Source organism: Stenotrophomonas sp. SKA14 (assembly GCF_000158575.1).
Taxonomy (GTDB): Bacteria; Pseudomonadota; Gammaproteobacteria; order Xanthomonadales; family Xanthomonadaceae; genus Stenotrophomonas; species Stenotrophomonas forensis.
On record NZ_DS999412.1, the window covers coordinates 4,241,882 to 4,267,118 of the forward strand.

A 25,237-nucleotide genomic window follows, 5' to 3' on the forward strand; every position below is an offset into this window, starting at 1 on the left:
TGCGTCCACCCTTAGCGGAACGCATGCACATGAATGGTCTGTTCGGCAGCAGCAGCTGGCTCTACATCATCCTGGTCGGCTTCTTCGTCGGCCTGCTTGGGCGCTTCTTCATGCCCGGCAACAACCGCATGGGCTGCCTGCTGACCATTGTGCTGGGCATTCTCGGCGCGCTGCTGGCGGGCTGGTTCGGCCAGTACATGGGCTGGTACGCCACCGGTGAACCGGCCGGCTTCCTCGGCGCCGTGCTCGGCGCGATCGTGGTGCTGGCGATCCTGCGCCTGTTCAGCGGTCGTCGCTGACGCTGATTCCCCTTTCCTTCAGTTCCCGACGTTGGCGCGCCCGGCGCGCCCGGATATGCCTGCATGACCGAACCCGCCTCTGATCCCCAGCGCAGCGCGCAGCGCCTGCAGTGGGCCCGCACGCAGCTGGATGATGCCAACGCCGTGGTCGAACGCGCCTCGGTCGATGCCGGCATGCGCAGCTATTGGCGCACCACCAGCACCCGCGGCAGCCACATCGTGATGGACGCGCCGCCGGGGCTGGAAGATCCGCGACCGTGGCTGCGCATGCGCGGCCTGCTGCACGAGCACGGCCTGCGCGTGCCTGCCCTGCTGGCGCAGGACCTGGACGCCGGTTTCCTGCTGCTGGAAGACCTCGGCGGCCCGACCCTGGCGAAGATCCTCGACGAGCGCAATGCCGATGAGTGGTTCGGCCGCTCGATCGAACAGCTGCTGCGCCTGCAGGCGATCCCGGTGCCGGCCGACTTCGGCCAGTTCGGCGAAGCGCTGCTGCAGCGGGATGCCGGCCTGTTCGACGAGTGGTTCCTGCAGCGTCACCTGCGCCTGGAACTGGACTGCGCTGAGATCGAAGGCCTGCAGCTGGTGCACCGCCGGCTGATGGACAACGCGCTCGGCCAGGCCCAGCTGATGACCCACCGTGACTACATGCCACGCAACCTGATGCCAGTCGACAACGGCCCGGCCGTGCTGGATTTCCAGGACCTGGTGCGTGGTCCGATCGCCTACGACGCGGTGAGCCTGTTCAAGGATGCGTTCCTGAGCTGGCCGTTGCAGCGCGTGGACGAATGGCTGGCGCAGTATCACGAGCGCGCACGTACTGCCGGCCTGCCGGTGCCCGACCGCGCCACCTTCCTGCGCGATGCCGACTGGATGGGCATCCAGCGTCACGTGAAGATCCTCGGCCTGTTCTGCCGCCTGCGCTACCGCGACAACAAGGGCCACTACCTGGACGACGCACCGCGCTTTGTCGGTTACCTGGATGAAGTGCTGCCACGCTACCGCGAGCTGGCGCCGCTGCAGCAGCTGCTGGAAGACCGCATCAAGCCGGCGCTGGCCGAGCTGGCCGCACCGATGCGCGTAGCCCGATGAAGGCGCTGATCTTTGCCGCCGGGCTCGGCGAGCGCATGCGCCCGCTGACTCTGCATACGCCCAAACCACTGCTGGACGTGGCCGGCAAGCCGTTGATCGTCTGGCATCTTGAGCGCCTGGCCGCACTCGGGGTGCGCGAGGTGGTGGTCAACACTTCATGGCTGGCCGAGCAGTTTCCGGCAGCGCTGGGTGATGGCAGCCAGTGGGGCCTGCGACTGCATTTCATGTACGAAGGACAGACCCCGCTGGAAACCGGCGGCGGCATCCTCAACGCACTGCCGGTCTTGGGTGATGCGCCGTTCCTGGTGGTGAACGGCGACATCTGGACCGATTTCGATTTCGCCGCGTTGCCCCGCGAGCCGCAGGGCCAGGCGCACCTGGTGTTGGTCGACAATCCGGCACAGCACCCGCACGGTGACTATCGGCTGGACGCGCAGGGCGTGCTGCACCACGACCGCGCAGGACCGTGCCTGACCTATGCCGGTATCGGTGTATACCGCCCTTCGATCGTGGCCGACTGGCGCGCGGTGATCGGTGATGCGCCGGGCAGCGAGCGGCTGCCGCCGAAGTTCTCGGTGGTGCCGCTGCAGAAGCATTTCATGGCGCAGGGACTGATGACGGGACAGCACCATCGCGGGCGCTGGACCGATGTCGGGACGGTGGATCGGCTGCGTGCGCTGGATGTTGAGTTGGCGGCGAACGGCTGAGCCCCTCGTGGCTGGTCGCATGATTGGTAGCGTCGAGCTTGCTCGACTGCAAAGCCGTGCTTGGCCGGGCGGGGTAGGTTCGCGGGGGACGCCGTGAACCCGTCCCTGGGGGCTTGGCCGCGGCATCCATGCCGCGGACACCCCCGCGCCCCCACCCCGCCCGGCCCCTGACAGTTTCCGTGGTCTTCCAGCCACGGAAAAGAAAAAGAAAAGCAAAAGCGGGTCGCGTCGCTGCGCTCGCTCGCATGTGTCGACCAAGGTCGACACCCACCAACAGCCGCGTGAACCTGTCGAAGGCGGGGCGCTGTGGGCTTGCGGGGTGTGAGCCGCATGGATGCGGCGACCAAGCCCCCATGGATGGGTTTACGGCGTCCCCGCAAGCCCACAGCGCCCCGCCTCCCCTCAGGAAGCCAGCTTTTGACGTCGCTGTTGAAGTTGCCGGCCAGCGGCCGGCACTACCGCGGGTGCAGGGCGGCAGCCCTGCAAAGCAAACCCCAACCTCAGTAGCGCGGCCGGCCTTCTTCCAGCACCTGGCGCAGGAACGGCACGGTGATCCGCCGCTTCGCCGCCAGCGACTCGCGGTCCAGCCAATCCAGCAGCGTGATCAGCCCACCCAGCTCGCGCCCGGTGTGCGACAGCAGCCACTCGATGGCCGCTTCATCAATCGCCAGGCCCCGGCGCAGCGCGCGCTCGCGCAGCACCGCCGCGCGGCCTTCCTCGTCCAGTGGCTGCAGCAGCACGCGCACGCACTGGCCCAGACGCGAACGCAGGTCCGGCAGCAGCAGGCCCAGTTCGCCCGGCGCCTTCTGCGCCGTGTACAGCACGGTCACACCGGCAGCGCGCGCGCGGTTGTGGAAATCGAACAGCGCGATCTCGTCCTCGCGACTGCCGGCCACTTCGTCCAGACCGTCCAGCGCCACCAGCTCGCGCGACTCCAGCCCATCCAGCGCCGCGCGCACGCGGCCCGCAGCGCTGGCCAGCGGCACGTAGGTCGGCAGGCGGCCGGCCTGCTCGGCACTGGAACACATCGCCAGCGCCTGATGGGTCTTGCCCGTACCCGCCGCGCCTTCCAGGTAGACCCAATCGTGGCTGGCGCCGACCGCGATCGCACGCAGCTGCGCCAGCGCGCCATCCGGCGCGCCGATGAAGGTCTCCAGGCGCTGGTCCCGCGGGTAATGCAGGGCCAGCGGCAGTTGCGGCACACCCATCACTTCAGGTCGGGGCCCTTGTCATCCGGAAGAATGATATGAGGCTGGTCGACCACGCCATCAAGCACGATCGCCGGCTTCTCACCCACGTACAGCTCGCTCTGGCGGTAGCGCTGGTGGGCATAACGCAGCAGCACGTTGGTCACCGCCGCCACCGGCAGTGCCAGCAGCATGCCGAGGAAGCCGAACAGCTGGCCACCGGCCATCACCGCGAAGATCACCGCCACCGGGTGCAGGCCGATCTTGTCGCCAACGATGCGCGGGGTCAGCACGTAGCTTTCCAGCAGCTGGCCGACGGTGAACACCACGCCGACCAGGATCAGCAGCTTCAGGTCGAAGCCCTGTGCCTGCACCAGCGCGGCCACCACCGCCATCAGGATGCCGGTGGTCGCGCCCAGGTACGGAATGAAGCTGATCAGCCCGGCAATCAGGCCGATCAGCAGGCCCAGCTTGAGGCCGACCAGCGACAGGCCACCGGCGTAGATGACGCCCAGCGCCAGCATCACCAGGAACTGGCCGCGGATGAACGCACCCAGCACCTCGTTGGACTCACGCGCCAGCGCGCTGATGGTGCCGATGTGGTTGCGCGGGATCACCGACGCCACCCGCTCGACCAGCTTGTCCCAGTCGCGCAGGAAGTAGAACGCCAGGATCGGCAGCAGCAGGATGTTGACCACCCAGGTCACCATCGCGAAACCCGAGCGCGAGACGTAGCCCATGAAGGTGGTGGCGAAGCCGCCGGCCTGCTGCCAGTGGCTGCGCACCCATTCGATCAGGCGGTCCGGATCCAGCCACTGCATCACTTCCAGGCCGGTCTTCTGCTCGAACCAGGGAATCCCCTTCTCCATCAGCCACGCCTGTGCCTGCGGCGCGACCGCGATCAGGGTGGTGATCTGGCGCTCGATCATCGGCACCAGCACCAGCAGCAACGCCACGATCACCAGCACCATCGCCGCGAACACCAGCACTACGCCGGTCATGCGCGAGCGGCCGGTGGCCTCGATGCGGTCGACCAGCGGGTCGCCCAGCCAGGCCAGCGCCAGCGCCAGCACGAACGGGGTCAGGATCGGCGCCAGCAGCCACACCACCCAGCCGACCAGGCCGGCGAACAGGATGTACTTCAGGCGGCGCAGGAACTGCGCGATTTCCGCTTCAGGGGTCAGGGTCATCGCAGGCGGTACTCGTTGCTGACCGGCGCGGCGACCGGAGTCCCGGTGGTGTCATCGATCGGGGTCGGCAGGGCCGGCAGCGGCGCGCTCGGCACCAGCACGCCGTTGTCGCCCAGCATGCGGTTGAAGCCGGCCAGGCCGGTGGTCATCTCCAGGCTCAGCTCCAGCTGGCTTGCCGAGGCGTGCAGCGGGGTGACGTTGCGTACCACCGGCACCTCGCGCAGGCCGGCGGCCAGGCGCAGGTAGTCGTCGGCGCTGTTGATGCCGGTCACTACAACGCGGTAGGTCCCGGCCTGGCCGACCGCCACGCCGGCCTTGGCGTAGCGCTTGACCAGCGCATCGGCGGCACCGTCGGCGCCGGCGGCCATCGCGCGCATGGCGTTGGCGTCCTTGCTGGTCCACTTGTTCAGTTCGCGGCCGTTGTCGACGAACACCCAGTCCGCCTGCCAGCCGCCATTGGCACGGTACAGCTTGCCGATCAGCTGCATCGGCGGCGAATAGCGCGAGGAGGCGCGGGCCACGGCGGCACTGTCCTGGCGCCAGATGGCCCCGGCCAGCGCCTGTTCGGCAGCGCCCCCGCTGGGCAGGCCCAGCTTGTAGCCACGCTCGATGGCGCGGTTCAGCAGCGGGCGGGCGGCATTGGCCTGCTGCACGCTGACCAGGCGCGGGCCGCTGCCGTCATCGACCGCCAGCCACAGCACCGGCTTCGGTCGCGGCTGCGGCCACAGCGGCAGGCCCAGCGCCGAGACCAGCGAGTCCACATCATCCTCGCGGAAGCGCGCCACCAGCAGGGTACGGAAGCTGGGGGCGCCGCTGGCGCTCACGCTCTGGTCCTGCTTGTAGTCGTAGCTGGCCACGTAATCCTTGGCATTGCGCAGTGCCTGCACCACCCCGGGGCGGGACATCACGCTTCGATCGCCGGACAACTTGCCCAGAACCACGCTCAGCGCGCGGGCCAGGGCGCCGTTGCGATCGGCTTCGGCCTGGCTGTTGACGGGCACTTCGGCCTCGTACGCGCCAGTGGCGGTGGCGACATCACCCTCGGTGCGCAGGCCGCTCTGGGCCATCGTGGCCACCGGCAGGCTCAGTGCAATGAGCAGGGTCAGAATCAGGCTGCGGCGCATCAGGACATCCATTGGCTCGACGTATCCGGGGGGAATTGTTGCCCGAATACGGACTTTGCGCCAATGCGGCCTGTTAAAATCGCCCGTTCAACCCCTGCCAGCGCCGACGCCCGTGACCAACACCCCGTCTTCCGCCCCCTCCCCCCTCACCTACCGTGACGCGGGTGTCGACATCGACGCCGGCAACGAGCTGGTCGAGCGGATCAAGCCCCTGGTCAAGCGCAGCTTCCGCCCGGAAGTGATGGGCGGCCTGGGCGGCTTCGGCGCCCTGTTCGACCTGTCCAACAAGTACCGCGAGCCGGTGCTGGTGTCGGGCACCGATGGCGTGGGCACCAAGCTGAAGCTGGCCCACCAGCTGAACCGCCACGATACGATCGGCATCGACCTGGTCGCCATGTGCGTGAACGACGTGCTGGTGCAGGGCGCCGAGCCGCTGTTCTTCCTGGACTATTTCGCCACCGGCAAGCTGGACATCGACACCGCCGCGGCGGTCGTGGGCGGCATCGCCAACGGCTGCACCGAGGCCGGCTGCGCGCTGATCGGCGGAGAAACCGCTGAAATGCCCGACATGTATGCCCCGGGCGAGTACGACCTGGCCGGGTTCACCGTCGCCGCGGTCGAGAAGAGCGAACTGAAGGATGGCGCCAGCGTCGCCGCCGGTGACGTGCTGATCGGCATCGCTTCGTCCGGCCCGCACTCCAACGGCTATTCGTTGGTGCGCCGCATCTACGACCGCGCCGGCCAGCCGGCCGATCTGGAGCTGGAAGGCGGCGTGAAGCTGGTCGATGCGCTGATGGCGCCGACCCGCCTGTACGTCAAGCCGATCCTGTCGCTGCTGAAGTCGCACGGCGAGGCCATCCACGGCATGGCCCACATCACCGGTGGCGGCCTGACCGAGAACATCATCCGCGTGGTGCCCGAAGGCCTCGGCCTGGACATCCAGGCGTCGTCCTGGACCCTCCCGCCGGTGTTCCAGTGGCTGCAGAAGGAAGGCGCGGTGGCCGACAGCGAGATGTGGCGCACCTTCAACTGCGGCATCGGCTTCGTGCTGATCGTTGCACCGGACCAGCTCGCTTCCGTGTCCGACGCGGTCAAGGCGCAGGGCCTGGAGCACTGGACCATCGGCCAGGTGGTCACCACCGAAGGCGCCGAGCGCGTCCACATCGGCTGATCGCACACCCAGGAGCCCGCATGGACGCAACGCCCCCCGTGTCACCCGCCCCGCCGCCTCTGGCGACGGCGCCGGTGTTCAGCGCGCAGGATGCCGACCACCTGCGCATGCTGTCCATCGCGCACTACGTGGTTGGTGGCCTGATCGCGCTGTTCTCGCTGATCTTCATCCTCCACATCGTGCTGGGCATCAGCGCACTGACCGGCCACCTGCCGATGAACTCCGGCGGCCAGCCCACGTCGCCGGCCGAGCAGCGACTGTTCGGCTGGATGTTCACCATCATCGGCTGCGTCATCGTGTTCGGTGGCGTGACGCTCGGCGCGTTCGTCGCCTATGCCGGCCGCTGCCTGGCCGGCCGCCGCCGCTACCTGCTGTGCCTGATCGTGGCCGGCCTGGCCTGCCTGTTCGCGCCGCTCGGCACGGTGCTGGGGGTGTTCAGCCTGATCATCCTGCTGCGTCCGCAGGTGAAGGCGGCCTTCGAAGCCAGCGTTCCTTCCCGCAGCTGAGATTTCCATGGCTTCCGTCCCGCCCCCGTTGAATGTGCCGCCTGGCTGGAGCGCGCTCCAGATCGGTGGCCACCTGCACACGCTCAGGATCCTGTTCTGCGTCTACGGCGGCATCCAGCTGGCGCTGTCCGTCGTCCTGCTGATGGCCGCACTGGGCGGCTACATCAGTGAAAGCCAGAACCCCACCGCGGGCATGTCGCCGGTGCTGCTGGCGGTGATCCTGGCCGTCGCGGCACTGGCCATCGGCGCACTGGGCACGCTCAGCCTGATCGCCGCGAACCGGCTGGGGCAGCGCCGCCAGCGCACGTTGTGCCTGGTGGCGGCCGGTGCCGCCTGCCTGGGCGGCGCGCTGGGCATCGCGCTGGGCGTATACGCCCTGATCGTGCTGCTGCGCGCGGATGTTGCCGCCAGCTTCGCCGAACCGGGCGGCGCGGTGGTCGCATGACCGCTCGTATTGCGGTACTGGCCTCCGGCCGTGGCAGCAATCTGCAGGCCATCCTCGACGCGATCGGCGACGGCTGCCTGCCGGCCGACGTGGTCGGCGTGTTCTCCGACCGTCCAGGTGCCGCAGCGCTGCAGCGGGTGGCACCGGGCCTGCGCTGGGCACACGCGCCGAAGGAGTTCAGCGACCGCGCCGCCTATGAGCAGGCGCTGGGCGATGCCGTGCAGGCGTCCGCACCGGACTGGATCGTCTGTGCCGGCTACATGCGCATCCTGGGGGCTGCTTTCGTGCAGCGCTTCGAGGGCCGCCTGGTCAACATCCACCCTTCGCTGCTGCCGCTGCACAAGGGATTGGACACCCATGCGCGGGCCTTGGCAGCCGGTGACGCCGAACACGGTGCCAGCGTTCACCTGGTGGTGCCGGAACTGGATGCCGGGGCGGTGCTGGCGCAGGTACGGGTGCCGGTGGGGCCCGGCGACGATGCGCAGGCGCTGGCCGAGCGCGTGCTGGCGGTGGAGCACCCGTTGCTGATCGCCACCCTGCAGCTGCTGTGCGCCGGCCGCCTGACTGAACGGGAAGGACGGCCCCAGCTGGACGGTCACCCCCTGTTTAGCCCGTTGGCCCTAGATTCCGCCGGGAACCTGAACCGGTAACGCCCGTGCACACGCCCCGCTGACTGCGGGGCTGGCATCCTGCCCCTCCCTGCGGTCCCTGTCCTTCATGAAGACCACGACCCTGCTGTCCACTTCGCTGCTGCTGTCGCTGGCTGTATTGCCCGTTGCAGGCTGGGGCCAGGCGCAAGCGCCTGCCGCCTCGCCCGCCCCGGCGCCGGTGTTGCCTGCGCTGGCGTGGGAACCGCCGCCGCTGCAGCCGTTCAGCGCCACCTACCAGGCGTTCTACAAGGGCAAGGAAGCGGGCGACGCCAGCATGCAGGTCACCCATACGGGCGGCAGCCAGTGGCGGGTCGACATGCAGGTGGTCGGCCGCCGCGGCTTTGCCAGCGTGCTCGGCCTGAACATCGAGCAGAGCACGGTGTTCGAGGAACGCGGCGGCATCTACGCACCGCTGAGCCAGAGCACCGTGCGCAAGGGCCTGTTCCTCGGCAAGAAGGCCGTGGGCACCTACAACTGGCAGGCCGGCACCGCGCAGTGGACCGGTGACGTGAAGAAGGAGCGTGCGCAGCCGATCCCGCTGCAGCCGGGCGACCAGAGCGCGCTGCTGATCAACCTGGCGATCATGCGCGATGCGCGCCCGGGTGCCACCATGCACTACCGCTACGTGGACATGGGCAAGGTCCGCCAGCATGACTACCAGGCCGCGCAGCAGACCGAGAACGTCGAAGTCGGCGACCTGTCCTACAACGCGCTGCGGGTCTACCGGACCAACGGCGGCAACAATGAAACCATCCTCTGGATCGCCAACGGTGTCCCCACCCCGGTGCGCATCCTGCAACGCGAAGACGGCGAAGACCGCGTCGACCTCCGCCTGATCGAATACCAAGGAGTCTGACCATGAGCACCCTGACCCGCCCCCTCACCTGGATCGCTGCAGCCGCGCTGTCGGTGGCCAGCCTGCCGGCCATGGCCCTGCAGCCGTTCAAGGCCGATTACCTGGCCAGCTACATGGGCATGCAGGCCAATGGCAGCATGACCCTGAGCAACGAGGGAGCCAACAAGTGGCGCTACACGCTGCAGGTGAAGAACCAGCTGGCCGACCTGAGCCAGAGCACCGTGTTCGAGGAAGTGCGCGGCCAGCTGCGCCCGCTCAGCAGCCAGGATCGTTCGGCGCTGCTGGTGAAGAAGCGCAACGTGCAGGCCAACTACAACTGGACCAGCAACCAGGCCACCTGGACCGGCGACATCAAGCCGGACCGCGCCGGCCCGATCGCGCTGAAGACCGGTGACATGGATGCACTGCTGATCAACCTGGCGATCGCCCGCGACCTGGCCGCCGGCAAGCCGCTGACCTATCGCATGGTTGACGAAGGGCGCATCAAGAACATGACCTACCGCGTGATCGGCAAGGAGTCGATCACTGTGGGTGGCAAGAGCTATGAAGCCACCAAGGTCTCGCGTGCCGACGGCAACAAGGAACTGATCGCGTGGATCGTGCCTGAGTTCCCGGTGCCGGCGCGCATGCTGCAGCGTGAGAACGACCGCGACGCGCTGGACCTGACCATCAAGGCGATGAACTGACGCGCGAACCGGTAGTGCCGGCCGCTGGCCGGCATTCTCGCGATGCTCCACGAGGTTCATGGGGTTGCCGGCCAGCGGCCGGCACTACCGAAAGGAAAACGCCCGCTTTCGCGGGCGTCTTCTTACTTCTTCTGTTCGGCCGGCTTCGCTTCCGCTGGCGTGAACTCGGTGCGGCAGTCCACGCGGATCTGCTCGCCCGTGCTGCGCCAGACGAAGGTGCGGCAATGGCGGTTGCCGTCCTGGCTGTCGTTCACCGCAACCGCATAGAACGACTCGATGATCTCGTCACGCGAGACGGTGCCATCGCCGTTCCAGTCCATGTCCTTCTGCTCGATGCCCTGGGTGATGGCGATGTTGGCGTACCAGGCGTAGCCCAGCCACGCCAGCACGATCAGCACCAGCGCCAGCAGCGCCTTGCGACGCGGGCTGAACTTGCCGCGCAGGATCATGGCACGCGCCGGATGGTGGCACCGAGCGAAGACAGCTTCTCTTCGATGTTCTCGTAGCCACGATCAAGGTGGTAGATGCGGTCGATGGTGGTGTCACCGTCAGCCATCAGGCCGGCCAGGATCAACGACGCCGACGCGCGCAGGTCGGTGGCCATCACCGGTGCACCGCTCAGGCGTTCGTGGCCACGGGCAATGGCCGTGTGGCCTTCGACCTGGATGTCCGCGCCCAGCCGCAGCAGTTCGTTGACGTGCATGAAACGGTTCTCGAAGATCGTTTCATTGATCACACCGACGCCGTCGGCCACGCAGTTGAGCGCCATGAACTGCGCCTGCATGTCGGTCGGGAACGCCGGGTACGGCGCGGTGGTCAGGTTGACCGCCTTCGGCCGCTTGCCCTGCATGTCCAGGGTGATGCTGTCATCGGTGGTCTCGATCTTCGCACCGGCCTCGACCAGCTTGGACAGCACGGCGTCCATGGTGTTCGGGCGCGCGCGGTTCACGGTGACCTTGCCACCGGTCATCGCCGCGGCCACCAGGAAGGTGCCGGTCTCGATGCGGTCGGGCAGCACTTCGTGGCGGCCCCCGGACAGGCGCTCGACGCCTTCGATGACCAGGCGCGCGGTGCCCAGGCCTTCGATCTTCGCGCCCAGCGCGATCAGGCAGTGCGCCAGATCGGTCACTTCCGGTTCCATCGCGCAGTTGTCGAGGATGGTGGTGCCTTCGGCCAGCACCGCGCCCATCAGCACGTTCTCGGTGCCGGTGACGCTGACCATGTCGAAGGTGAAATGACCGCCTTTCAGGCGCTTGGCCGAGGCCTTGATGAAGCCGTTCTCGACCACGATCTCGGCACCCAGCGCCTGCAGGCCCTTGATGTGCTGGTCGACCGGGCGCGAACCGATCGCGCAGCCGCCGGGCAGCGACACTTCGGCCGCGCCGAAGCGGGCCAACAGCGGGCCCAGCACCAGGATCGAGGCGCGCATGGTCTTGACCAGCTCGTACGGCGCAACGTGCTGGTTGACCGGACGCGGGTCGACCACGATCGCGCTGCCGCGCGACAGCGTGCCCTGGTCGATGGTGACCTTGGCGCCCAGCTCGCCCAGCAGCTTCACCGTGGTGACCACGTCGTGCAGGTGCGGCACGTTGGTGATCTCCACCGGCGCATCGGCCAGCAGGGTCGCGCAGAGAATGGGGAGGACGGCGTTCTTGGCGCCGGAGATGCTCACTTCACCGTGCAGCGCAGCGCCGCCGGTCACAACGATCTTGGCCATGTATTCGGGATCTTCTGCGGTTCAGCCGGCTTCGGCCGGGGTCACGGTTTTCAGCGCCAGTGCGTGGATCGCACCGCCCATCAGGTCGCCCAGGGTGGCATAGACCATCCGGTGGCGGGCCAGCGGCATCCTGCCGGCAAAGGCCTCGCAGACCACGGTCGCTTCGAAATGCACGCCATCGTCGCCACGCACGTCGGCGCGGGCGCCGGGCAGGCCGGTTTCGATCAGATTGCGGATGGTGTCGGCGTCCAACGGGCTTTCCTAATAAAATGAGCGCTCATTCTACTTCCGCTGCGTGGCGTCCGCATGGCCGAGCCTCTCCTGCCCCCCCGTTCCGTCGACCCGGCCAGCCTGGTCGCCAGCGGCCGCCGTGTCTTCGACATCGAGCAGCAGGCCCTGAATGCGGTCGCTGCCCGCCTCGGCGAGGCCTTCCAGCAGGCCTGCCAGGCGATCCTGTCCAGCCGCGGGCGGGTGGTTGCCACCGGCATGGGCAAGTCCGGCCACATTGCCCGCAAGATCGCCGCCACCCTGGCATCGACCGGCACCCCGGCGTTCTACGTGCACCCGGGCGAGGCGGGCCATGGCGACCTGGGCATGATCACCGAGGACGACGTGGTGCTGGCCCTGTCCTATTCGGGCGAGTCGGACGAAGTCCTGATGCTGCTGCCGGTGCTCAAGCGCCAGGGCAACCTGCTGATTTCCATGACCGGGCGCCCGCAGTCCAGCCTGGCCTCCGCCGCCGACATTCATCTGGATGTCAGCGTGCCGGCCGAAGCCTGCCCGCTGGACCTGGCCCCGACCTCCAGCACCACCGCGTCACTGGCGATGGGCGATGCGCTGGCCGTGGCCCTGCTCGATGCACGCGGTTTCACCGCCGATGATTTCGCCCGTTCACACCCGGCCGGCAGCCTCGGCCGCCGCCTGCTGCTGCACATCACCGATGTCATGCACACCGGCGACGACCTGCCCCGGGTCGAGGCCGGCGCCAGCCTGAGCGAAGCGCTGATGGAAATGAGCCGCAAACGGCTTGGCATGACCGCCGTGGTCGATGCCGATGGCGTCCTGATCGGCCTGTTCACCGACGGTGACCTGCGCCGCGCGCTGGACAGCGCGCTGGACGTGCGTACCGCGAAGATCGCCGATGTGATGACCCGCAACCCACGTACCATCGGCGCCGACCAGCTTGCCGTCGAAGCCGCGCGGTTGATGGAGACCCACAAGATCACCGGCCTGATCGTGGTCGACGGCCAGGGACGCGCGGTGGGTGCCCTGAACATTCATGACCTGTTGCGGGCGCGGGTGGTTTAACCGACAGTCCGTAGACCCCATTCAGTCTGTATCGTCCATCCGCCCACACCGAGCCTGTCGCCCTGATGCCCTGGTCCCCCCTGCCCGCCTTCCCCGCCCACCTGCATGCCGCTGCGGCCCGCGTCCGTCTGGCGTGCTTCGACGTGGACGGCACCCTCACCGACGGTCGGCTGTACTACGACAAGGATGGCAATGAGAGCAAGGCGTACTTCGTGCAGGATGGCCTGGGCCTGAAACTGCTGCAGCAGCACGGCATCCATCCCGTGCTGATCACTGCGCGCAACAGCCAGTCCGCGCTACGGCGTGGCGCTGATCTCGGCATCGACACCCAGATCGCCGTAGGTGACAAGCTTGCCAGCGTGCAGGCGCTGTGCGCGCAGCACGGCATCGGCCTGAAACAGGTGGCCTTCATGGGCGACGACCTGCCGGACCTGGCGCCGCTGGGCGCGGTGGGCCTGGCCGTGGCACCTGCCAACGCGCACCCGTGGATCGCCGAGCGCGTGCACTGGCAGACCCGCACCGACGGCGGGCGTGGCGCCGCGCGTGAGCTGTGCGATGTCCTGCTGGCCGCCCAGGGCCATGTGGATGCGGTCCTTGCGAGGTTCGGCGCATGAACCGGCCGACCCTGAACTGGCGCACCGTACTCGGCATCGGCCTGCTGCTGGCCGCGCTGCTCAGCAGCTGGGCCGCGCTGCGCAACCGTGAAAAGGGACCGGCCAACGGCGGCAACGAGATTGGCGTGGACTACATCCTGCACGACTTCACGATCGTGGCCCTGGACGAACAGGGCAAGGAATCGACCACCCTGCGCGCACCGCTGCTGGAGCGTCAGCGCGGTGACCAGACCATCAGCATCGCGACTCCGCTGTTCGAAATGCCCGACAAGGACGGCAAGCACTGGACGCTGCGTTCGGAGACCGGCTGGCTCAGCGCCAAGGGCGACGAAATGAAGCTGCGTGGCAACGTCGCAGGCGACAGTCCCGCCGGCCCGGGCGTGCCGCCCACCACCTTCCGCACCGACCACCTGGACGTGTTTCCGAAGGAAAGCCGTGCCCGCACCGATGCGCTGGTGACCATGACCCGGCCCGGAATGGAACAGTCCGGCGTCGGCTTCGAGGTGGATTCGAAGAACAACACGTATCATTTCCTCAGCCAGTCCAAGGGCCGCTACACGCCCCGACACTGATCCCGCCGCCAGCCTGCGACGTCCCCGGACAGGCGCAAGGCCGGCAGCCCCTCCCCGCCCCCGCTTTCCGGGGGCCCTCCACCGGTAGAACGGACCCCGATGAAGATTCCCTTTGCAGCCGTACTCGCGCTCGCACTTGTTGTGCCCAGCGCCGCCTTCGCCAAGTCCACCGACCGCAACGAGAACATGGACATCGAGTCAGGCGCCCAGTCCGGCGTGCTCACCGGCGATGGCAAGACTGTGCTCTCGCAGGGCGTGACCATCACCCAGGGAACCCTGGACATCCGTTCGTCCGAAGCCGAGATCTACCTGAAGGATGGCGAGGCCGTGCGTGCGGTGTTCACCGGCAAGCAGGCCACCATGAAGCAGCAGCTCGACGATGGCACCTGGATGGATGCGGTAGCCGATCGCATCGACTACGACATCAAGACCGAGATCATCACCCTGACCGGCAACTACAAGGTCACCAGCGCGCGCGGCACCAACGCCGGCCAGCGCATGGTCTACAACACCCGCAGCGGTGAGATGAACTCCGGTGGCGACGGCAGCCGCGTGCGCACCGTCATTCCGCCGAAGAACAAGAACCCGGCCGCACAGCCGGCCAAGCCTGCCGGGAGCAAGAAGTAATGCTTGTCGCCAAGGGCCTGCGCAAACGCTACAAGCAGCGTGAAGTCGTCAAGGACTTCGGGCTGACCCTCGATGCCGGTGAAGTGGTCGGCCTGCTGGGCCCCAATGGTGCCGGCAAGACCACCTGCTTCTACATGATCGTCGGCCTGGTCGCAGCCGATGCGGGCAGCATCGTGCTCGACGGCCGCGACATCACCAGCGACCCGATGTATACCCGCGCCAAGCAGGGCGTGGGCTATCTGCCGCAGGAACCCTCGGTGTTCCGCAAGCTGACCGTGGCCGACAACATCCGCCTGGTGCTGGAACTGCGCGAGGACCTGGATTCGGCCGGCCGCGAACGCGAACTGAGCAGCCTGCTCGACGAACTGCAGCTGGGCCACGTTGCCGACCAGCTCGGCGCCAGCCTGTCCGGTGGCGAACGCCGTCGTTGCGAGATCGCCCGTGCACTGGCCGCGCAGCCGCGCCTGATCCTGCTCGACGAGCCGTTCGCCGGCGTCGATCCGATTTCGGTCGGCGAGATCCAGCGCATCGTCACCCATCTCAAGCAGCGTGGCATCGGCGTGCTGATCACCGATCACAACGTGCGTGAGACCTTGGGAATCTGCGACCGCGCGTATATTCTCGCCGAGGGCGCCGTACTGGCCCAGGGCTCGCCGGAGGCGATCCTGGACAACGCCGACGTACGCCGCGTCTACCTTGGGGATTCCTTCAAGCTGTGACGGCGGGCACCCGGGCACTTTCCATCCTTTCGGCACAGGTATGAAGACTCGGCTGCAGACATCGTTGGGACAGCAGCTGGTGCTCACGCCCCAGCTGCAGCAGGCGATCAAGCTGCTGCAGATGTCCACCACCGAGCTGGAGCTGGAAATCGCCCAGGCCGTGGAAAGCAATCCGCTGCTGGACTGGGCCGACAGCAACGACGGCCCTGCCGCCAACGAGGCCAGTGACGGCAACGACAGCGAAGCGCCCAGCGAACGCGCCGACGATGGCGACGACTGGGCGCCTGCCGAACTGGACTGGAGCGCCGCCGGCAGCGGTGGCAGCTTCGACGATGACGATGACACCGGCAGCGCCGCCGAGCGCGTCGCCGAAACCGAAACGCTGGCCGACCACCTGCTGTGGCAGCTGCACCTGTCGCATCTTTCGGCCCGCGACCGCAGCATCGGCGCCACGCTGATCGATGCGCTTGACGAAGACGGCTACCTGCGCGAGCCGCTGGCTACCATCGCTGAAACCCTGCTGCCGGCGACCCATGCCGACGAGGATGAGATCCTCGCGGTGCTGCATCGCATCCAGCGTTTCGATCCGGTCGGCGTGGCCTCACGCACACTCGGTGAATGCCTGCAGCTGCAGCTGGACGTGCTGGGCGAGGACACGCCCGGACTGGCTCTGGCGCGACAGATTGCCGCAGGGCCGCTGGAGCGCTTGCCGCGCAGTGGCGTGGCCGGCCTCGCCCACGAACTGAAACGACCGCTTGCCGATGTCGAGACCGCCGTCGCTCTGCTGCGCTCGCTGGACCCTCGCCCGGGTACGCAGATTGCACCGCTTTCGCAGGATACCTACGTGGTGCCGGACGTGGTGGTGTGGCGGCAGAACGGCGTCTGGCGCGCGGCACTGGCCGGCCATGCCGGGCCGAAGGTGGTGATCCACCGTGGCTACGAACAGCTCATCCGCCGCTGTGGCGAGGCTGATGCCGGCTATCTGCGCGCGCAGCTGCAGGAGGCGCGCTGGCTGTTGAAGGGGCTGCAGCAGCGCGGCGAGACCCTGCTGCGGGTGGTGCGCAGCCTGATCCTGCAGCAGGCCGGATTCCTCGAATTCGGCGAACAGGCGCTGCGCCCGCTGACACTGCGCGAGATCGCCACCGAACTCGGCCTGCACGAATCCACGGTATCGCGCGCGATCGCGCGCAAGCATGTGCGCACGCCGCGCGGCACCCTGCCGCTGCGCGCCTTCTTCGCGTCGGGCATCGACACCGAGGGCGGCGGCGAGGCGTCCAGCACGGCCATCCAGGCCATGATCCGGCGACTGATCGACGACGAGAACCCGCGCAAGCCGCTTTCTGACGCCAAGCTGGCTGACCTGCTCAAATCGTCGGGAATTCCAGTAGCGCGACGCACCGTGGCGAAGTATCGTGAAGCCATGAACATTTCCGCCTCGCACGAAAGGGTCAGAATCGCTTGACGCGCCGCCGCGCCCGGCGGAGAGGTTCATTGGCACATCCGAACACAGGAGAAACCCGATGCGCATCGAAACGTTTGGCAAAGATGTCGAAGTCACCCCGGCCCTGCAGTCCTATGTAGAGGAGAAGCTGGCCCGGATCGGAAAACACTTCGACCAGCACTGCGAAGCGCGGGTGACCCTCAAGCTGCAGAAGACCGAGCATCACGTCGACGCCAGCCTCAACATCCCGGGGCAGACCCTGCACGCCGAGGCCGGCGGCCAGACCATGTATGCCGCGATCGACCTGCTTGCGGACAAGCTTGACCGCCTTGTGATCAAGCACAAGGAGAAAAAACAGCAGCACGCGCCGCTGCCGGTGGGCGACAATGGTGGCTGATCGCCACTGTTCCCCGCAGACATGCCCCTGACTGACCTCCTGGCGGCCGTGCAGACCCAGCTCTGCACGGCCACCGACCGCGACAGCGTCCTGCAGGCCGCCGCCGGGCTGCTGGCCTGCCGCCAGGCCAATGCCGAACAGATCTACCTGAACCTGTGCCAGCGCGAAGCGCTGGGCAGTACCGCAATCGGCCATGGCATCGCCATTCCCCACGGTCGCGCGCCGACCCTGGACCGCCCCCGTGGCGCCCTGCTGCGGCTGGCCACCCCGGTCGACTTCGGTGGCGACGAGCCGGTGGACCTGGTGTTCGCGATGGCCGTCCCCGCCCACTACACCCACCAGCACCTGATGCTGCTGTCCGAGCTGGCCGAGTTGTTCTCCGCGCCCGACATCCGCCAGGCGCTGCGCGCGGCCGGCGATGCCCGGGCCCTGCGCCAGGCCCTTGAGCTGACGCCACCTGCGAGCGCCGCATGAATACCAGCATCACCGCCCGTGAACTGTTCGAACAGCAGCGCGAGCGGCTGGGGCTGCGCTGGGCTGCCGGCAAGTCTGGCGAGAAGCGTGAACTGGAGGCCGGCAACACGGTCTCGCGGCGGCCTTCGCTGGCCGGCTACCTCAATGCGATCTACCCCAACAAGGTGCAGATTCTCGGTACCGAGGAACTGTCCTGGCTGGATGCTCTGGAGCCTCGCCAGCGCTGGGAGACGATCGAGAAGATCATGCAGTCGCACCCGCTGGCGCTGGTGCTGACCCGTAACCAGCCCTGCCCGGAAGACCTGCGTGCGGCTGCGGACGAGTCCGGTACGCCGCTGTGGCTGTCCCCAAAGCGCGGCCACGAACTGCTCAACCACCTGTCCTACCATCTGGCGCGCACGCTGGCACCGCGCGTGATCCTGCATGGCGTGTTCATGGAGATCTACTCCATCGGCGTGCTGATCACCGGTGAGGCCGGGTCGGGCAAGAGCGAACTGGCGCTGGAACTGCTCAGCCGCGGCCATCGCCTGGTGGCCGACGATGCACCCGAATTCACCCAGATCGCACCCGACGTGCTCGACGGCACCTGCCCCGAACTGCTGCAGGACCTGCTGGAGGTGCGCGGCCTGGGCGTGCTGAACGTGCGCGAGATGTTCGGCGACACGGCTGTAAAGAAGAACAAGTACCTTCGGTTGATCGTCCATCTGACCAAACCGATGACCGAACCCACGCCACATGGCTACGAGCGCCTGACCGGCGATTCGGGAACCCGCCATGTGCTGGACCTGGACGTACCGCTGATCACCCTGCCGGTGATGCCTGGCCGCAACCTGGCCGTGCTGACCGAGGCGGCCACCCGCCTGCATATCCTGCGCACCAAGGGCATCGATCCAGCGGCGATGTTCATCGCCCGCCACAGCAATCTGCTGGAACGGCGAACGCCCTGACCCCTGTCTTTCGAAGAGCCCGTCCATGAGCACCGACGCCCCCTCCGCCCCGACCCTGATCATCGTCAGCGGCCTGTCCGGCTCGGGTAAATCCGTGGCCCTGAAGACCTTCGAGGACCAGGACTACTACTGCTCGGACAACTTGCCGATCAATCTGCTTCCGGATTTCGTGCGCAGCCTGCTGGCCATCCACGATGGCCACGCGCCGCGTCGGCTGGCGGTGGGCATCGACGTCCGCGGCCAGGCCGATCTTGGCCAGCTGGGCGACTGGCGGCAACTGGCCACCGACGCCGGCGTGGAAGTGAAGGTACTGTTCTTCGAGGCCAACGACGAAACGGTGCTCAAGCGCTATGCCGACACCCGTCGCCGGCATCCGCTGAGCCAGCTGGGCCTGTCACTGCCCGAGGCGATCGCGCGCGAACGTGTGCTGACCGCCCCGCTGCGCCGTGAGGCCGATGCGGTGATCGACACCAGTGCGCTCAACGTGCACCAGCTGCGGCGACGCATCATCACCGAATTCACCCTGGACCACGCCACCCGGCTGTCGCTGCTGTTCGAATCGTTCGCCTACAAGCGCGGCGTGCCGGCCGAAGCGGACTTCGTCTTCGACGCCCGCGTGCTGCCCAACCCGCACTGGGACCCCGAGCTGCGCGCGTTGAGTGGTCGCGAGCCGGGCGTGCGCGACTACCTGGAAGCGCAGCCCGACGTGCAGCGCTACCTGGCCCAGCTGATGGACTTTCTCGATACCTGGCTGCCGAAGCTGGGCGACGGCACCCGCAGCTATGTGACCGTGGCGTTCGGCTGCACCGGCGGCAAGCATCGCTCGGTGTACCTCGCCGAGCGCATGGCCCGCCACGCGCGCGCGATGGGCTGGGAAGACGTGGCCACCTACCACCGCGAACAGGATTGAGGGGACGGCCGGACTGCGCCCGGCACCCGCGGTAGTGCCGGCCGCTGGCCGGCAGCAGCAACAGCAACAGCGGTATTCCGTGGAATGGCAGGGCGGTGTGGGTAGGCAGGACACGCCGTGAACCCGTCCTTGGGGGCTCGATGGCGCCATCCATGGCGCCAACGGTCCTGCCTACCCACACCGCCCCGCCTCTGACAGATTCCGTGTGCTGTTGGTGGGTGTCGACCTTGGTCGACACGGTAGATCCACGCCATGCGTGGATGAATTTCTGTCAGGCCTCGAAAAACGCGTGGGGTCAGAGCCCTTTTCCAGGGGAAAAGGGCTCTGACCCCGGTAACGCTGAATACGGGACACAGTGCCCCTCTCCTGCTGCTATCGCCGATTCACCTTGACCTGTTAACGTGCAGTAATGACCTGTGGCATTCTCCTCGTAACACATCCCGGGGTCGGGACCGCCCTGCTTGAGGTGGCGACCCGGCTCCTGCGGCAATTGCCGCTGAAGACCGAAGCTTTCGAAGTACCGTTCGACGCAGACCTGGACGCCCTGCTCCCGCTCGCCTCGGCCGCCCTGCGGCGGGTCGACGGCGGTGAAGGCGTGCTGATCCTGACCGACCTGTACGGCGCCAGCCCCGCCAACCTTGCCGGGCAGCTGGCCCGGCTGGGGACCCCGGTTCGCCGGGTGTCGGCGCTGAGCCTGCCGATGTTGCTGCGGGTGATGAATTATCCGGAACAGGGACTGGATCAACTGCCCGCCACAGCCGCGGCGGGTACCCGTAATGGAGCGATAGTCGACGATGCTTGAACGAGAACTCACCGTGAGCAACCGCCTGGGCCTGCATGCCCGGGCCACCGCCAAGCTGGTGCAGACCCTGGCGCCGTTCCGCTGCAACGTGACCATGGCCGCCAAGGGCCGTGAGATCAACGCCAAGAGCATCATGGGCGTGATGCTGCTGGCTGCCGGCCAGGGCACTCCGGTCACCGTGCGCATCAACGGCGAGGACGAAGCCGCCGCGATGGAGGCGGTGGTCGGCCTGTTCGAACGCCGTTTCGACGAGGACAGCTGAGCGTGCCACGCGCACGCGCCGGCCAGCTCCCCTCCGGCCAGCGGCCGGTGCAGCTGCTGGCCGGCCATGGCGCAGCGCGCGGCACGGCCATGGGCCGCGCCCGCGTGCGCCTGCCGCATGCCCTGGAGGTGGCCGAACAGCGTGTCGCCGCCCACCAGGTCGAGGCCGAGCTCGCGCGCCTGCACCATGCGGTGGATGCGGCGCGCACGGAAATGCACGAGCTGCGCCAGCGCCTGCATGGGGCACTGAACCAGGAAGTGGGCGAGTTCCTCGACCTGCATGCGCTGCTGCTGGACGACCCCGAGCTGCTGTATGGCCTGGACGAACTGATCCGCAGCGGCCCGTACAGCGCCGGCTATGCGCTGCGCCTGCAACGCGACCGCCTGGCCAAGGTCTTCGATGGCATGGACGATGCCTACCTGAAGAGCCGCATGGACGATCTGGACCATGTGATCGGCCGCATCCACGCCTTCCTGCAACCGGACCGGCCGCCGGTGATGAAGGGCCTGGCCGGCGAGATCCTGGTCTGCGACAACATCGCCCCGTCCGAGCTGGCGCAGCTGCAGGCACAAGGGGTGGTCGGCATCGTCACCGCCGCCGGCAGCGCGCTGTCGCACAGTGCGATCCTGGCACGCAGCCTGCACCTGCCGCTGATCGTCAACGTACCGCAGCTGCTCAGCCGCATCGCCGACGGCGACGTGCTGATCATCGACGGCGCCGACGGCAGCATCACGGTCAACCCGCAGGCCGACAACCTGCGTGACTACCGCGCGCGACTGAAAGAGCATGCGCGTGAACAGCGCGAGCTGGGCCGCCTGCGCAGCAAGCCCAGCCGTACCCGCGACCAGGTCGACATCGCCCTGCTGGCCAACGCCGAATCGCTGGAAGACGTGACCCAGGCGCATGCGCTGGGCGCGCAGGGGCTGGGCCTGTACCGCACCGAATTCCTGTTCCTGCAGCGCAACGAGCTGCCGGACGAGGAAGAACAGTTCCAGACCTACCGCGATGCCGCGCTGGGCATGAGCGGGCGTCCGGTCACCATCCGCACGCTCGACCTGGGCGCGGACAAGGCCGATCGCACCGGCCTGACCCTGAGCAACGAAGAGAATCCGGCGCTGGGCCTGCGCGGCGTGCGCCTGTCGCTGGCGCGGCCGAAGGTGGCCGACACCCAGCTGCGCGCGATCCTGCGCGCCTCGGCCTACGGCAAGCTGCGCGTGCTGGTACCGATGGTCAGCACCCGCGAGGAGCTGCTGGCGGTGCGCCGGCGCATGCTCAAGCTGACCGAACAGCTGCGCGGCGAGGGCCACATGGTGTCCGACCATGTGCCGCTGGGCGCGATGATCGAAGTCCCCGCGGCCGCACTGGCATTGGAGAGCTTCATCGATCTGGTCGATTTCCTGTCGATAGGTACCAACGACCTGGTGCAGTACCTGCTGGCCGCCGACCGCAACAACGAGGCGCTGGGCGAGCTCTACTCGCCGTTGCACCCGGCCGTGCTGCGGCTTCTGCAGATGGTGATCGACACTGGTGCGCGCCATCGCATCCCGGTGGCAGTCTGCGGCGAGATGGCCGGCGATGCCCGGATGACGCCACTGCTGCTGGCGCTGGGCCTGAGCGAGTTCAGCCTGCATCCCGGTACGTTGCTGGAGGTGCGCCGAGCGATCCGCGAGGCCGACCTGGGAGCCTTGCGCGCCCGCGCGCCAAAGCTGCTGGCCGCGCGCGACCGCCGCGGCATCGAGCGCTGGCTGGCACTGGTGGCGGACACGCCCTGACCGCAGGGGGTAATGCCACCCGGCGGCTATGCGTTGAAACATCCCCTTGCGATAATGACGCGCTGAACACCCCTGTTGCCGCATCCTTGCCGGGATCGCGGCTTTTCTTATCCCGCGGGAGCTGCGATGGCTGAAGCTGTACGCCACGACAAGACTGCGCGCCAACTGCGGATGCTGTCCGATGCACTGGACAGCGGCCGGCTGGGTCCGGTGCGTCGGCTGGTCAACACCCTGGCCCCGGCCGAGATCGGCAACCTGCTCGAATCGCTGCCGCCGGGCAAGCGCGAGGTGGTGTGGGGCCTGGTCGATCCGGAAGACGACGGCGAGGTGCTGGTCCACGTCGGCGAGGACGTGCGCGAAAGCCTGCTCGCGGACATGGACCCGGACGAGATCATCGCCGCGGTCGAAGACCTGGACATCGACGACCTGGCCGACCTGGTCGAAGACCTGCCGGACACGGTCATCGACGAAGTCCTCAAGTCGATGGACCGCGAGAACCGCGAGCGCCTGGAACAGGTGCTGTCCTACCCCGAGGACAGCGCCGGCCGCCTGATGAATCCGGACGTGGTGACCGTGCGCGCCGACGTCAACGTCGACGTGGTGCTGCGCTACCTGCGCCTGCGCGGCGAACTGCCCGACCACACCGACCACCTGTTCGTGGTCAGCCGGCGGCACCAGTACCTCGGGCGGGTCTCGCTGGCCGCGCTGGTGACCCACGAGGACACCACCCCGATCAACCGCCTGATCGACGACGAGCAGCCGGCCATCGACGTCGGCGAGAGCGACCAGGAAGTGGCACGGCAGTTCTCCGACCATGACTGGATCTCCGCGCCAGTGGTGGACGACAACAACATCCTGATCGGCCGCATCACCATCGATGACGTGGTCGACATCATCCGCGGCCAGGCCGAGCACCAGGCGCTGGGCGCCGCCGGCCTGGACGAGGACGAGGATCTGTTCAGCCCGGTCTGGCGCGCCATGCGCCGGCGCCTGATGTGGCTGTCGGTCAACCTGTGCACCGCTTTCCTGGCTTCCAGCGTGGTCGGCCACTTCGAAGGCACCATCGACAAGCTGGTGGCGTTGGCGGTGCTGATGCCGATTGTGGCCGGCCTGGGTGGCAATGCCGGCACCCAGGTGCTGGCGCTGATGGTGCGCGGCCTGGCCCTGGGCCAGGTGGGCGCATCCAATGCGCGCACGCTGCTCTGGAAGGAAGTGCGGGTCGCCTTGTTGAATGGCGTGATGCTGGGTTCGGTGCTGGGGCTGATCGTGCTGGCCTGGTTCCACTCGCCCGGGCTATCGGCAGTGATCGCCATCGCGCTGACCTGCAACCTGCTGTTCGCCGCGCTGGCCGGCGTTCTGGTGCCACTGACGCTCAAACGCTTCGGCTTCGACCCGGCGCTGGCCAGCGGCATCTTCCTGACCGCAGTGACCGACTCGATGGGCTTCTTCACCTTCCTTGGCCTGGCCACCCTGGTGCTGCTGCACTGACCGTATCAAGGGATGGAGCCCCGCCACGCGGGGTTCTGCCCGCTTCCCACTGGAACACCGATGGCTACGACGATCGAAAACTACTTCCAGCCCGGCTGGCGCGACCAGCAGCACACCTGCCCGGCCTGCGAATGGAAGGGCAGCTCGCGCGGCATGGAGATGGAACTGGACGAGGACGCTACCGAGTACGTCTGCCCGGTCTGCGAGAACCCGTTGCTGGTGGTGCTGCATCCGGACATGGCGCAGGTGCAGGCCGCCGCCGCTGAAGGCAATGCCGAAGCACAGGAACAGCTGGACATCATCGCCAGTTTCCCGCGCCCGCAGTGACGCGGCGCATGATGCCGCGTTGACGGCCGCGGACTACGATGGAGGCGTTCCCGCCGCCCCAGGAATTCCCATGGTCCGTTCCATGTCGCGCTGGCTGCCCCTGCTGGCCCTTCTGATGATGACCGGATGTGCCTCGCTGCCGGACAGCGCGCGTGGACGCTTCGAGGCCCGCGCGGTCAAAGTGGAGGGCCAGACCGCCTACTATCAGGTGTTCATTCCGGCCGGGCTGCAGGCCCCGGCGTCCGCCAGTGTTCCGGTCATCCTGTTCCTGCATGGCTCGGGCGAGCGCGGCAGTGACGGCGTTCGGCAGACCCACGCGGGGCTGGGCCCCTATCTGCGCGAGCATCCCGACTTCCCGGCCCTGGTTGTCTTCCCGCAGGCGGCAAAGCACTCGGAATGGAGCGGCCACAACAACCGCATGGCCCTGGCCGCGCTGGACGCGACGATCGCCGAGTTTGGCGCCGACCCTGCGCGCCAGTACCTGACCGGCATGTCGATGGGCGGCTACGGCAGCTGGAACATCGCCCTGGACGATCCACGCCGCTTTGCCGCGATCGTGCCGGTATGCGGCGCCGTGCTGGCACCGCGCGCGAAGCGCCCGACCCTGTTCGTCGAACAGGTCGCGCATGAGCCCGATCCTTACGCGGTGATCGCCCAGCGCCTGCAGCACGCACCGATCTGGATCTTCCACGGCGCGCTGGACGATGTGGTGCCACCGGACGACGACCGCAGGCTGCACAGTGCCTTCCAGAGCGCCAACGCGCGCGACGTGCGCTACACCGAATACCCGGAAGGCAACCACAACGCCTGGGACGCCACCTACGCCGACCCGGCGCTGTGGGCCTGGCTGTTCGCGCAGAAGCGCTGACCATAGCGTCCGCTGGTTGCCCACCAAGGTCGGAGCCTGGTTTGGGTAGGTACCCACCAAGGTCGGAACCTGCTTTCGGTGG

31 protein-coding genes are annotated in these 25,237 nt (G+C 67.8%); 25 read left to right on the top strand and 6 right to left on the bottom strand.

Features of this window, described 5'->3' with window-relative positions; translation table 11 throughout:
* Positions 1-29: 29 nt before the first annotated feature.
* The 3 genes from SSKA14_RS19200 (at position 30) to murU (ending at position 2,095) form a co-directional block, all read left to right on the top strand.
* Positions 30-299: a GlsB/YeaQ/YmgE family stress response membrane protein gene (locus SSKA14_RS19200; protein WP_040008601.1), complete on the top strand. Its 270-nt coding sequence runs from the start codon at positions 30-32 to the stop codon at positions 297-299.
* Between the two features lie 63 nt (positions 300-362).
* Positions 363-1,388: a phosphotransferase gene (locus tag SSKA14_RS19205; protein WP_008268289.1), complete on the top strand. Its 1,026-nt coding sequence runs from the start codon at positions 363-365 to the stop codon at positions 1,386-1,388.
* Positions 1,385-2,095: an N-acetylmuramate alpha-1-phosphate uridylyltransferase MurU gene (gene murU, locus SSKA14_RS19210; RefSeq protein ID WP_008264858.1), complete on the top strand. Its 711-nt coding sequence runs from the start codon at positions 1,385-1,387 to the stop codon at positions 2,093-2,095. The genes SSKA14_RS19205 and murU overlap by 4 nt, the downstream gene beginning before the upstream one ends.
* Positions 2,096-2,595: 500 nt before the next feature.
* Here the strand turns inward: murU and hda are convergent, their stop codons facing one another.
* From hda to SSKA14_RS19225, 3 genes are read right to left on the bottom strand one after another with little or no spacing between them, the layout of a single operon-like run.
* Positions 2,596-3,303 carry a DnaA regulatory inactivator Hda gene (hda, locus tag SSKA14_RS19215; RefSeq protein ID WP_008265618.1) on the bottom strand — a complete coding sequence of 236 codons (708 nt, stop codon included), beginning with the start codon at positions 3,301-3,303 and terminating at the stop codon, positions 2,596-2,598.
* On the bottom strand, positions 3,303-4,472 hold the full coding sequence (locus SSKA14_RS19220; RefSeq protein WP_006423004.1) for an AI-2E family transporter: 1,170 nt from the start codon (positions 4,470-4,472) through the stop codon (positions 3,303-3,305). The genes hda and SSKA14_RS19220 overlap by 1 nt, the downstream gene beginning before the upstream one ends.
* Complete coding sequence (locus tag SSKA14_RS19225) at positions 4,469-5,596, bottom strand: DUF2066 domain-containing protein (protein WP_008266979.1); 1,128 nt, start codon at positions 5,594-5,596, stop codon at positions 4,469-4,471. Before SSKA14_RS19225 ends, SSKA14_RS19220 begins: the two co-directional genes overlap by 4 nt.
* A 112-nt stretch (positions 5,597-5,708) precedes the next feature.
* Between SSKA14_RS19225 and purM the strand changes: the two genes are divergently transcribed.
* The 6 genes from purM to SSKA14_RS19255 all read left to right on the top strand — a co-directional run bounded on the left by purM (position 5,709) and on the right by SSKA14_RS19255 (position 9,910).
* Positions 5,709-6,767 (top strand): phosphoribosylformylglycinamidine cyclo-ligase, encoded by a 1,059-nt coding sequence (purM, locus tag SSKA14_RS19230; RefSeq protein WP_008266406.1) that lies wholly within the window; start codon positions 5,709-5,711, stop codon positions 6,765-6,767.
* A gap of 20 nt (positions 6,768-6,787) precedes the next feature.
* Positions 6,788-7,273, top strand: a complete 486-nt coding sequence (locus SSKA14_RS19235; protein WP_040008609.1) for a hypothetical protein — start codon at positions 6,788-6,790, stop codon at positions 7,271-7,273.
* Positions 7,274-7,280: 7 nt separating this feature from the next.
* Positions 7,281-7,718: a hypothetical protein gene (locus SSKA14_RS19240; RefSeq protein WP_157635983.1), complete on the top strand. Its 438-nt coding sequence runs from the start codon at positions 7,281-7,283 to the stop codon at positions 7,716-7,718.
* Positions 7,715-8,368, top strand: a complete 654-nt coding sequence (gene purN, locus SSKA14_RS19245) for a phosphoribosylglycinamide formyltransferase (protein ID WP_008264548.1) — start codon at positions 7,715-7,717, stop codon at positions 8,366-8,368. The genes SSKA14_RS19240 and purN overlap by 4 nt, the downstream gene beginning before the upstream one ends.
* Before the next feature lie 67 nt (positions 8,369-8,435).
* The gene (locus SSKA14_RS19250; RefSeq protein ID WP_008264678.1) at positions 8,436-9,224 is read left to right on the top strand and encodes a DUF3108 domain-containing protein; all 789 of its coding nucleotides are present in this window, start codon (positions 8,436-8,438) and stop codon (positions 9,222-9,224) included.
* Between the two features lie 2 nt (positions 9,225-9,226).
* Positions 9,227-9,910 carry a DUF3108 domain-containing protein gene (locus SSKA14_RS19255; RefSeq protein WP_008266193.1) on the top strand — a complete coding sequence of 228 codons (684 nt, stop codon included), beginning with the start codon at positions 9,227-9,229 and terminating at the stop codon, positions 9,908-9,910.
* 122 nt (positions 9,911-10,032) lie between these two features.
* Here SSKA14_RS19255 and SSKA14_RS19260 read toward each other — a convergent pair whose 3' ends face one another.
* From SSKA14_RS19260 to SSKA14_RS19270, 3 genes are read right to left on the bottom strand one after another with little or no spacing between them, the layout of a single operon-like run.
* A complete protein-coding gene (locus SSKA14_RS19260) occupies positions 10,033-10,359 on the bottom strand; it encodes a hypothetical protein (RefSeq protein ID WP_008268212.1) in 327 nt (108 codons plus the stop codon).
* Positions 10,356-11,627, bottom strand: a complete 1,272-nt coding sequence (gene murA, locus SSKA14_RS19265) for a UDP-N-acetylglucosamine 1-carboxyvinyltransferase (RefSeq protein WP_006422851.1) — start codon at positions 11,625-11,627, stop codon at positions 10,356-10,358. The genes SSKA14_RS19260 and murA overlap by 4 nt, the downstream gene beginning before the upstream one ends.
* A 21-nt stretch (positions 11,628-11,648) precedes the next feature.
* Positions 11,649-11,879, bottom strand: a complete 231-nt coding sequence (locus SSKA14_RS19270; RefSeq protein ID WP_006422849.1) for a BolA family protein — start codon at positions 11,877-11,879, stop codon at positions 11,649-11,651.
* Positions 11,880-11,933: 54 nt separating this feature from the next.
* Here SSKA14_RS19270 and SSKA14_RS19275 point away from each other — a divergent pair, with 54 nt between their 5' ends.
* The 16 genes from SSKA14_RS19275 to SSKA14_RS19350 all read left to right on the top strand — a co-directional run bounded on the left by SSKA14_RS19275 (position 11,934) and on the right by SSKA14_RS19350 (position 25,155).
* Entirely contained in the window at positions 11,934-12,935 is a 1,002-nt protein-coding gene (locus SSKA14_RS19275) for a KpsF/GutQ family sugar-phosphate isomerase (RefSeq protein ID WP_008265724.1), read from the top strand.
* A 65-nt stretch (positions 12,936-13,000) separates the two neighbouring features.
* The gene (locus SSKA14_RS19280; RefSeq protein ID WP_040008618.1) at positions 13,001-13,549 is read left to right on the top strand and encodes an HAD hydrolase family protein; all 549 of its coding nucleotides are present in this window, start codon (positions 13,001-13,003) and stop codon (positions 13,547-13,549) included.
* Complete coding sequence (gene lptC / locus SSKA14_RS19285; protein ID WP_008264514.1) at positions 13,546-14,121, top strand: LPS export ABC transporter periplasmic protein LptC; 576 nt, start codon at positions 13,546-13,548, stop codon at positions 14,119-14,121. The genes SSKA14_RS19280 and lptC overlap by 4 nt, the downstream gene beginning before the upstream one ends.
* Positions 14,122-14,220: 99 nt before the next feature.
* On the top strand, positions 14,221-14,748 hold the full coding sequence (gene lptA / locus SSKA14_RS19290; protein WP_008267488.1) for a lipopolysaccharide transport periplasmic protein LptA: 528 nt from the start codon (positions 14,221-14,223) through the stop codon (positions 14,746-14,748).
* Positions 14,748-15,467, top strand: a complete 720-nt coding sequence (lptB, locus tag SSKA14_RS19295) for an LPS export ABC transporter ATP-binding protein (protein WP_008266858.1) — start codon at positions 14,748-14,750, stop codon at positions 15,465-15,467. The genes lptA and lptB overlap by 1 nt, the downstream gene beginning before the upstream one ends.
* A gap of 40 nt (positions 15,468-15,507) precedes the next feature.
* Positions 15,508-16,929, top strand: a complete 1,422-nt coding sequence (locus tag SSKA14_RS19300) for an RNA polymerase factor sigma-54 (RefSeq protein WP_008264763.1) — start codon at positions 15,508-15,510, stop codon at positions 16,927-16,929.
* A 58-nt stretch (positions 16,930-16,987) separates the two neighbouring features.
* Positions 16,988-17,305, top strand: a complete 318-nt coding sequence (gene raiA, locus SSKA14_RS19305) for a ribosome-associated translation inhibitor RaiA (protein ID WP_005415556.1) — start codon at positions 16,988-16,990, stop codon at positions 17,303-17,305.
* Between the two features lie 21 nt (positions 17,306-17,326).
* Entirely contained in the window at positions 17,327-17,779 is a 453-nt protein-coding gene (locus SSKA14_RS19310; RefSeq protein WP_006422799.1) for a PTS sugar transporter subunit IIA, read from the top strand.
* The gene (gene hprK, locus SSKA14_RS19315) at positions 17,776-18,726 is read left to right on the top strand and encodes an HPr(Ser) kinase/phosphatase (RefSeq protein ID WP_004147299.1); all 951 of its coding nucleotides are present in this window, start codon (positions 17,776-17,778) and stop codon (positions 18,724-18,726) included. The genes SSKA14_RS19310 and hprK overlap by 4 nt, the downstream gene beginning before the upstream one ends.
* Positions 18,727-18,751: 25 nt before the next feature.
* Positions 18,752-19,636, top strand: a complete 885-nt coding sequence (gene rapZ / locus SSKA14_RS19320) for an RNase adapter RapZ (protein WP_008268081.1) — start codon at positions 18,752-18,754, stop codon at positions 19,634-19,636.
* A 409-nt stretch (positions 19,637-20,045) separates the two neighbouring features.
* Positions 20,046-20,438, top strand: coding sequence for a PTS ascorbate IIA component (locus SSKA14_RS19325; RefSeq protein WP_006422749.1), 393 nt, complete (start codon positions 20,046-20,048; stop codon positions 20,436-20,438).
* On the top strand, positions 20,431-20,700 hold the full coding sequence (locus tag SSKA14_RS19330) for an HPr family phosphocarrier protein (protein WP_005408385.1): 270 nt from the start codon (positions 20,431-20,433) through the stop codon (positions 20,698-20,700). The genes SSKA14_RS19325 and SSKA14_RS19330 overlap by 8 nt, the downstream gene beginning before the upstream one ends.
* 2 nt (positions 20,701-20,702) lie before the next feature.
* Positions 20,703-22,472, top strand: a complete 1,770-nt coding sequence (ptsP, locus tag SSKA14_RS19335; RefSeq protein ID WP_008267984.1) for a phosphoenolpyruvate--protein phosphotransferase — start codon at positions 20,703-20,705, stop codon at positions 22,470-22,472.
* A 126-nt stretch (positions 22,473-22,598) separates the two neighbouring features.
* Positions 22,599-23,960 (top strand): magnesium transporter, encoded by a 1,362-nt coding sequence (gene mgtE, locus SSKA14_RS19340; RefSeq protein ID WP_008266103.1) that lies wholly within the window; start codon positions 22,599-22,601, stop codon positions 23,958-23,960.
* Positions 23,961-24,020: 60 nt separating this feature from the next.
* On the top strand, positions 24,021-24,287 hold the full coding sequence (locus SSKA14_RS19345; RefSeq protein ID WP_008267937.1) for a hypothetical protein: 267 nt from the start codon (positions 24,021-24,023) through the stop codon (positions 24,285-24,287).
* A 70-nt stretch (positions 24,288-24,357) separates the two neighbouring features.
* Complete coding sequence (locus SSKA14_RS19350; protein ID WP_008267468.1) at positions 24,358-25,155, top strand: prolyl oligopeptidase family serine peptidase; 798 nt, start codon at positions 24,358-24,360, stop codon at positions 25,153-25,155.
* The last annotated feature ends 82 nt before the right edge of the window (positions 25,156-25,237 follow it).

What these genes read in the sequence shown, in the direction of transcription:
- murU (WP_008264858.1), top strand. Translation starts at nt 1,385, where the DNA reads ATGAAGGCGCTGATCTTTGCCGCCGGGCTCGGCGAGCGCATGCGCCCG.
- SSKA14_RS19275 (WP_008265724.1), top strand. Translation starts at nt 11,934, where the DNA reads ATGGCCGAGCCTCTCCTGCCCCCCCGTTCCGTCGACCCGGCCAGCCTG.
- raiA (WP_005415556.1), top strand. Translation starts at nt 16,988, where the DNA reads ATGCGCATCGAAACGTTTGGCAAAGATGTCGAAGTCACCCCGGCCCTG.
- mgtE (WP_008266103.1), top strand. Translation starts at nt 22,599, where the DNA reads ATGGCTGAAGCTGTACGCCACGACAAGACTGCGCGCCAACTGCGGATG.
- SSKA14_RS19220 (WP_006423004.1), bottom strand. Translation starts at nt 4,472, where the DNA reads ATGACCCTGACCCCTGAAGCGGAAATCGCGCAGTTCCTGCGCCGCCTG.
- lptB (WP_008266858.1), top strand. Translation starts at nt 14,748, where the DNA reads ATGCTTGTCGCCAAGGGCCTGCGCAAACGCTACAAGCAGCGTGAAGTC.
- SSKA14_RS19350 (WP_008267468.1), top strand. Translation starts at nt 24,358, where the DNA reads ATGGTCCGTTCCATGTCGCGCTGGCTGCCCCTGCTGGCCCTTCTGATG.
- SSKA14_RS19280 (WP_040008618.1), top strand. Translation starts at nt 13,001, where the DNA reads ATGCCCTGGTCCCCCCTGCCCGCCTTCCCCGCCCACCTGCATGCCGCT.
- SSKA14_RS19325 (WP_006422749.1), top strand. Translation starts at nt 20,046, where the DNA reads ATGACCTGTGGCATTCTCCTCGTAACACATCCCGGGGTCGGGACCGCC.
- SSKA14_RS19205 (WP_008268289.1), top strand. Translation starts at nt 363, where the DNA reads ATGACCGAACCCGCCTCTGATCCCCAGCGCAGCGCGCAGCGCCTGCAG.
- SSKA14_RS19250 (WP_008264678.1), top strand. Translation starts at nt 8,436, where the DNA reads ATGAAGACCACGACCCTGCTGTCCACTTCGCTGCTGCTGTCGCTGGCT.
- hprK (WP_004147299.1), top strand. Translation starts at nt 17,776, where the DNA reads ATGAATACCAGCATCACCGCCCGTGAACTGTTCGAACAGCAGCGCGAG.
- lptA (WP_008267488.1), top strand. Translation starts at nt 14,221, where the DNA reads ATGAAGATTCCCTTTGCAGCCGTACTCGCGCTCGCACTTGTTGTGCCC.
- purN (WP_008264548.1), top strand. Translation starts at nt 7,715, where the DNA reads ATGACCGCTCGTATTGCGGTACTGGCCTCCGGCCGTGGCAGCAATCTG.
- SSKA14_RS19330 (WP_005408385.1), top strand. Translation starts at nt 20,431, where the DNA reads ATGCTTGAACGAGAACTCACCGTGAGCAACCGCCTGGGCCTGCATGCC.
- SSKA14_RS19255 (WP_008266193.1), top strand. Translation starts at nt 9,227, where the DNA reads ATGAGCACCCTGACCCGCCCCCTCACCTGGATCGCTGCAGCCGCGCTG.
- rapZ (WP_008268081.1), top strand. Translation starts at nt 18,752, where the DNA reads ATGAGCACCGACGCCCCCTCCGCCCCGACCCTGATCATCGTCAGCGGC.
- lptC (WP_008264514.1), top strand. Translation starts at nt 13,546, where the DNA reads ATGAACCGGCCGACCCTGAACTGGCGCACCGTACTCGGCATCGGCCTG.
- murA (WP_006422851.1), bottom strand. Translation starts at nt 11,627, where the DNA reads ATGGCCAAGATCGTTGTGACCGGCGGCGCTGCGCTGCACGGTGAAGTG.
- SSKA14_RS19235 (WP_040008609.1), top strand. Translation starts at nt 6,788, where the DNA reads ATGGACGCAACGCCCCCCGTGTCACCCGCCCCGCCGCCTCTGGCGACG.
- SSKA14_RS19345 (WP_008267937.1), top strand. Translation starts at nt 24,021, where the DNA reads ATGGCTACGACGATCGAAAACTACTTCCAGCCCGGCTGGCGCGACCAG.
- SSKA14_RS19200 (WP_040008601.1), top strand. Translation starts at nt 30, where the DNA reads ATGAATGGTCTGTTCGGCAGCAGCAGCTGGCTCTACATCATCCTGGTC.
- SSKA14_RS19240 (WP_157635983.1), top strand. Translation starts at nt 7,281, where the DNA reads ATGGCTTCCGTCCCGCCCCCGTTGAATGTGCCGCCTGGCTGGAGCGCG.
- hda (WP_008265618.1), bottom strand. Translation starts at nt 3,303, where the DNA reads ATGGGTGTGCCGCAACTGCCGCTGGCCCTGCATTACCCGCGGGACCAG.
- SSKA14_RS19260 (WP_008268212.1), bottom strand. Translation starts at nt 10,359, where the DNA reads ATGATCCTGCGCGGCAAGTTCAGCCCGCGTCGCAAGGCGCTGCTGGCG.
- SSKA14_RS19225 (WP_008266979.1), bottom strand. Translation starts at nt 5,596, where the DNA reads ATGCGCCGCAGCCTGATTCTGACCCTGCTCATTGCACTGAGCCTGCCG.
- SSKA14_RS19300 (WP_008264763.1), top strand. Translation starts at nt 15,508, where the DNA reads ATGAAGACTCGGCTGCAGACATCGTTGGGACAGCAGCTGGTGCTCACG.
- SSKA14_RS19310 (WP_006422799.1), top strand. Translation starts at nt 17,327, where the DNA reads ATGCCCCTGACTGACCTCCTGGCGGCCGTGCAGACCCAGCTCTGCACG.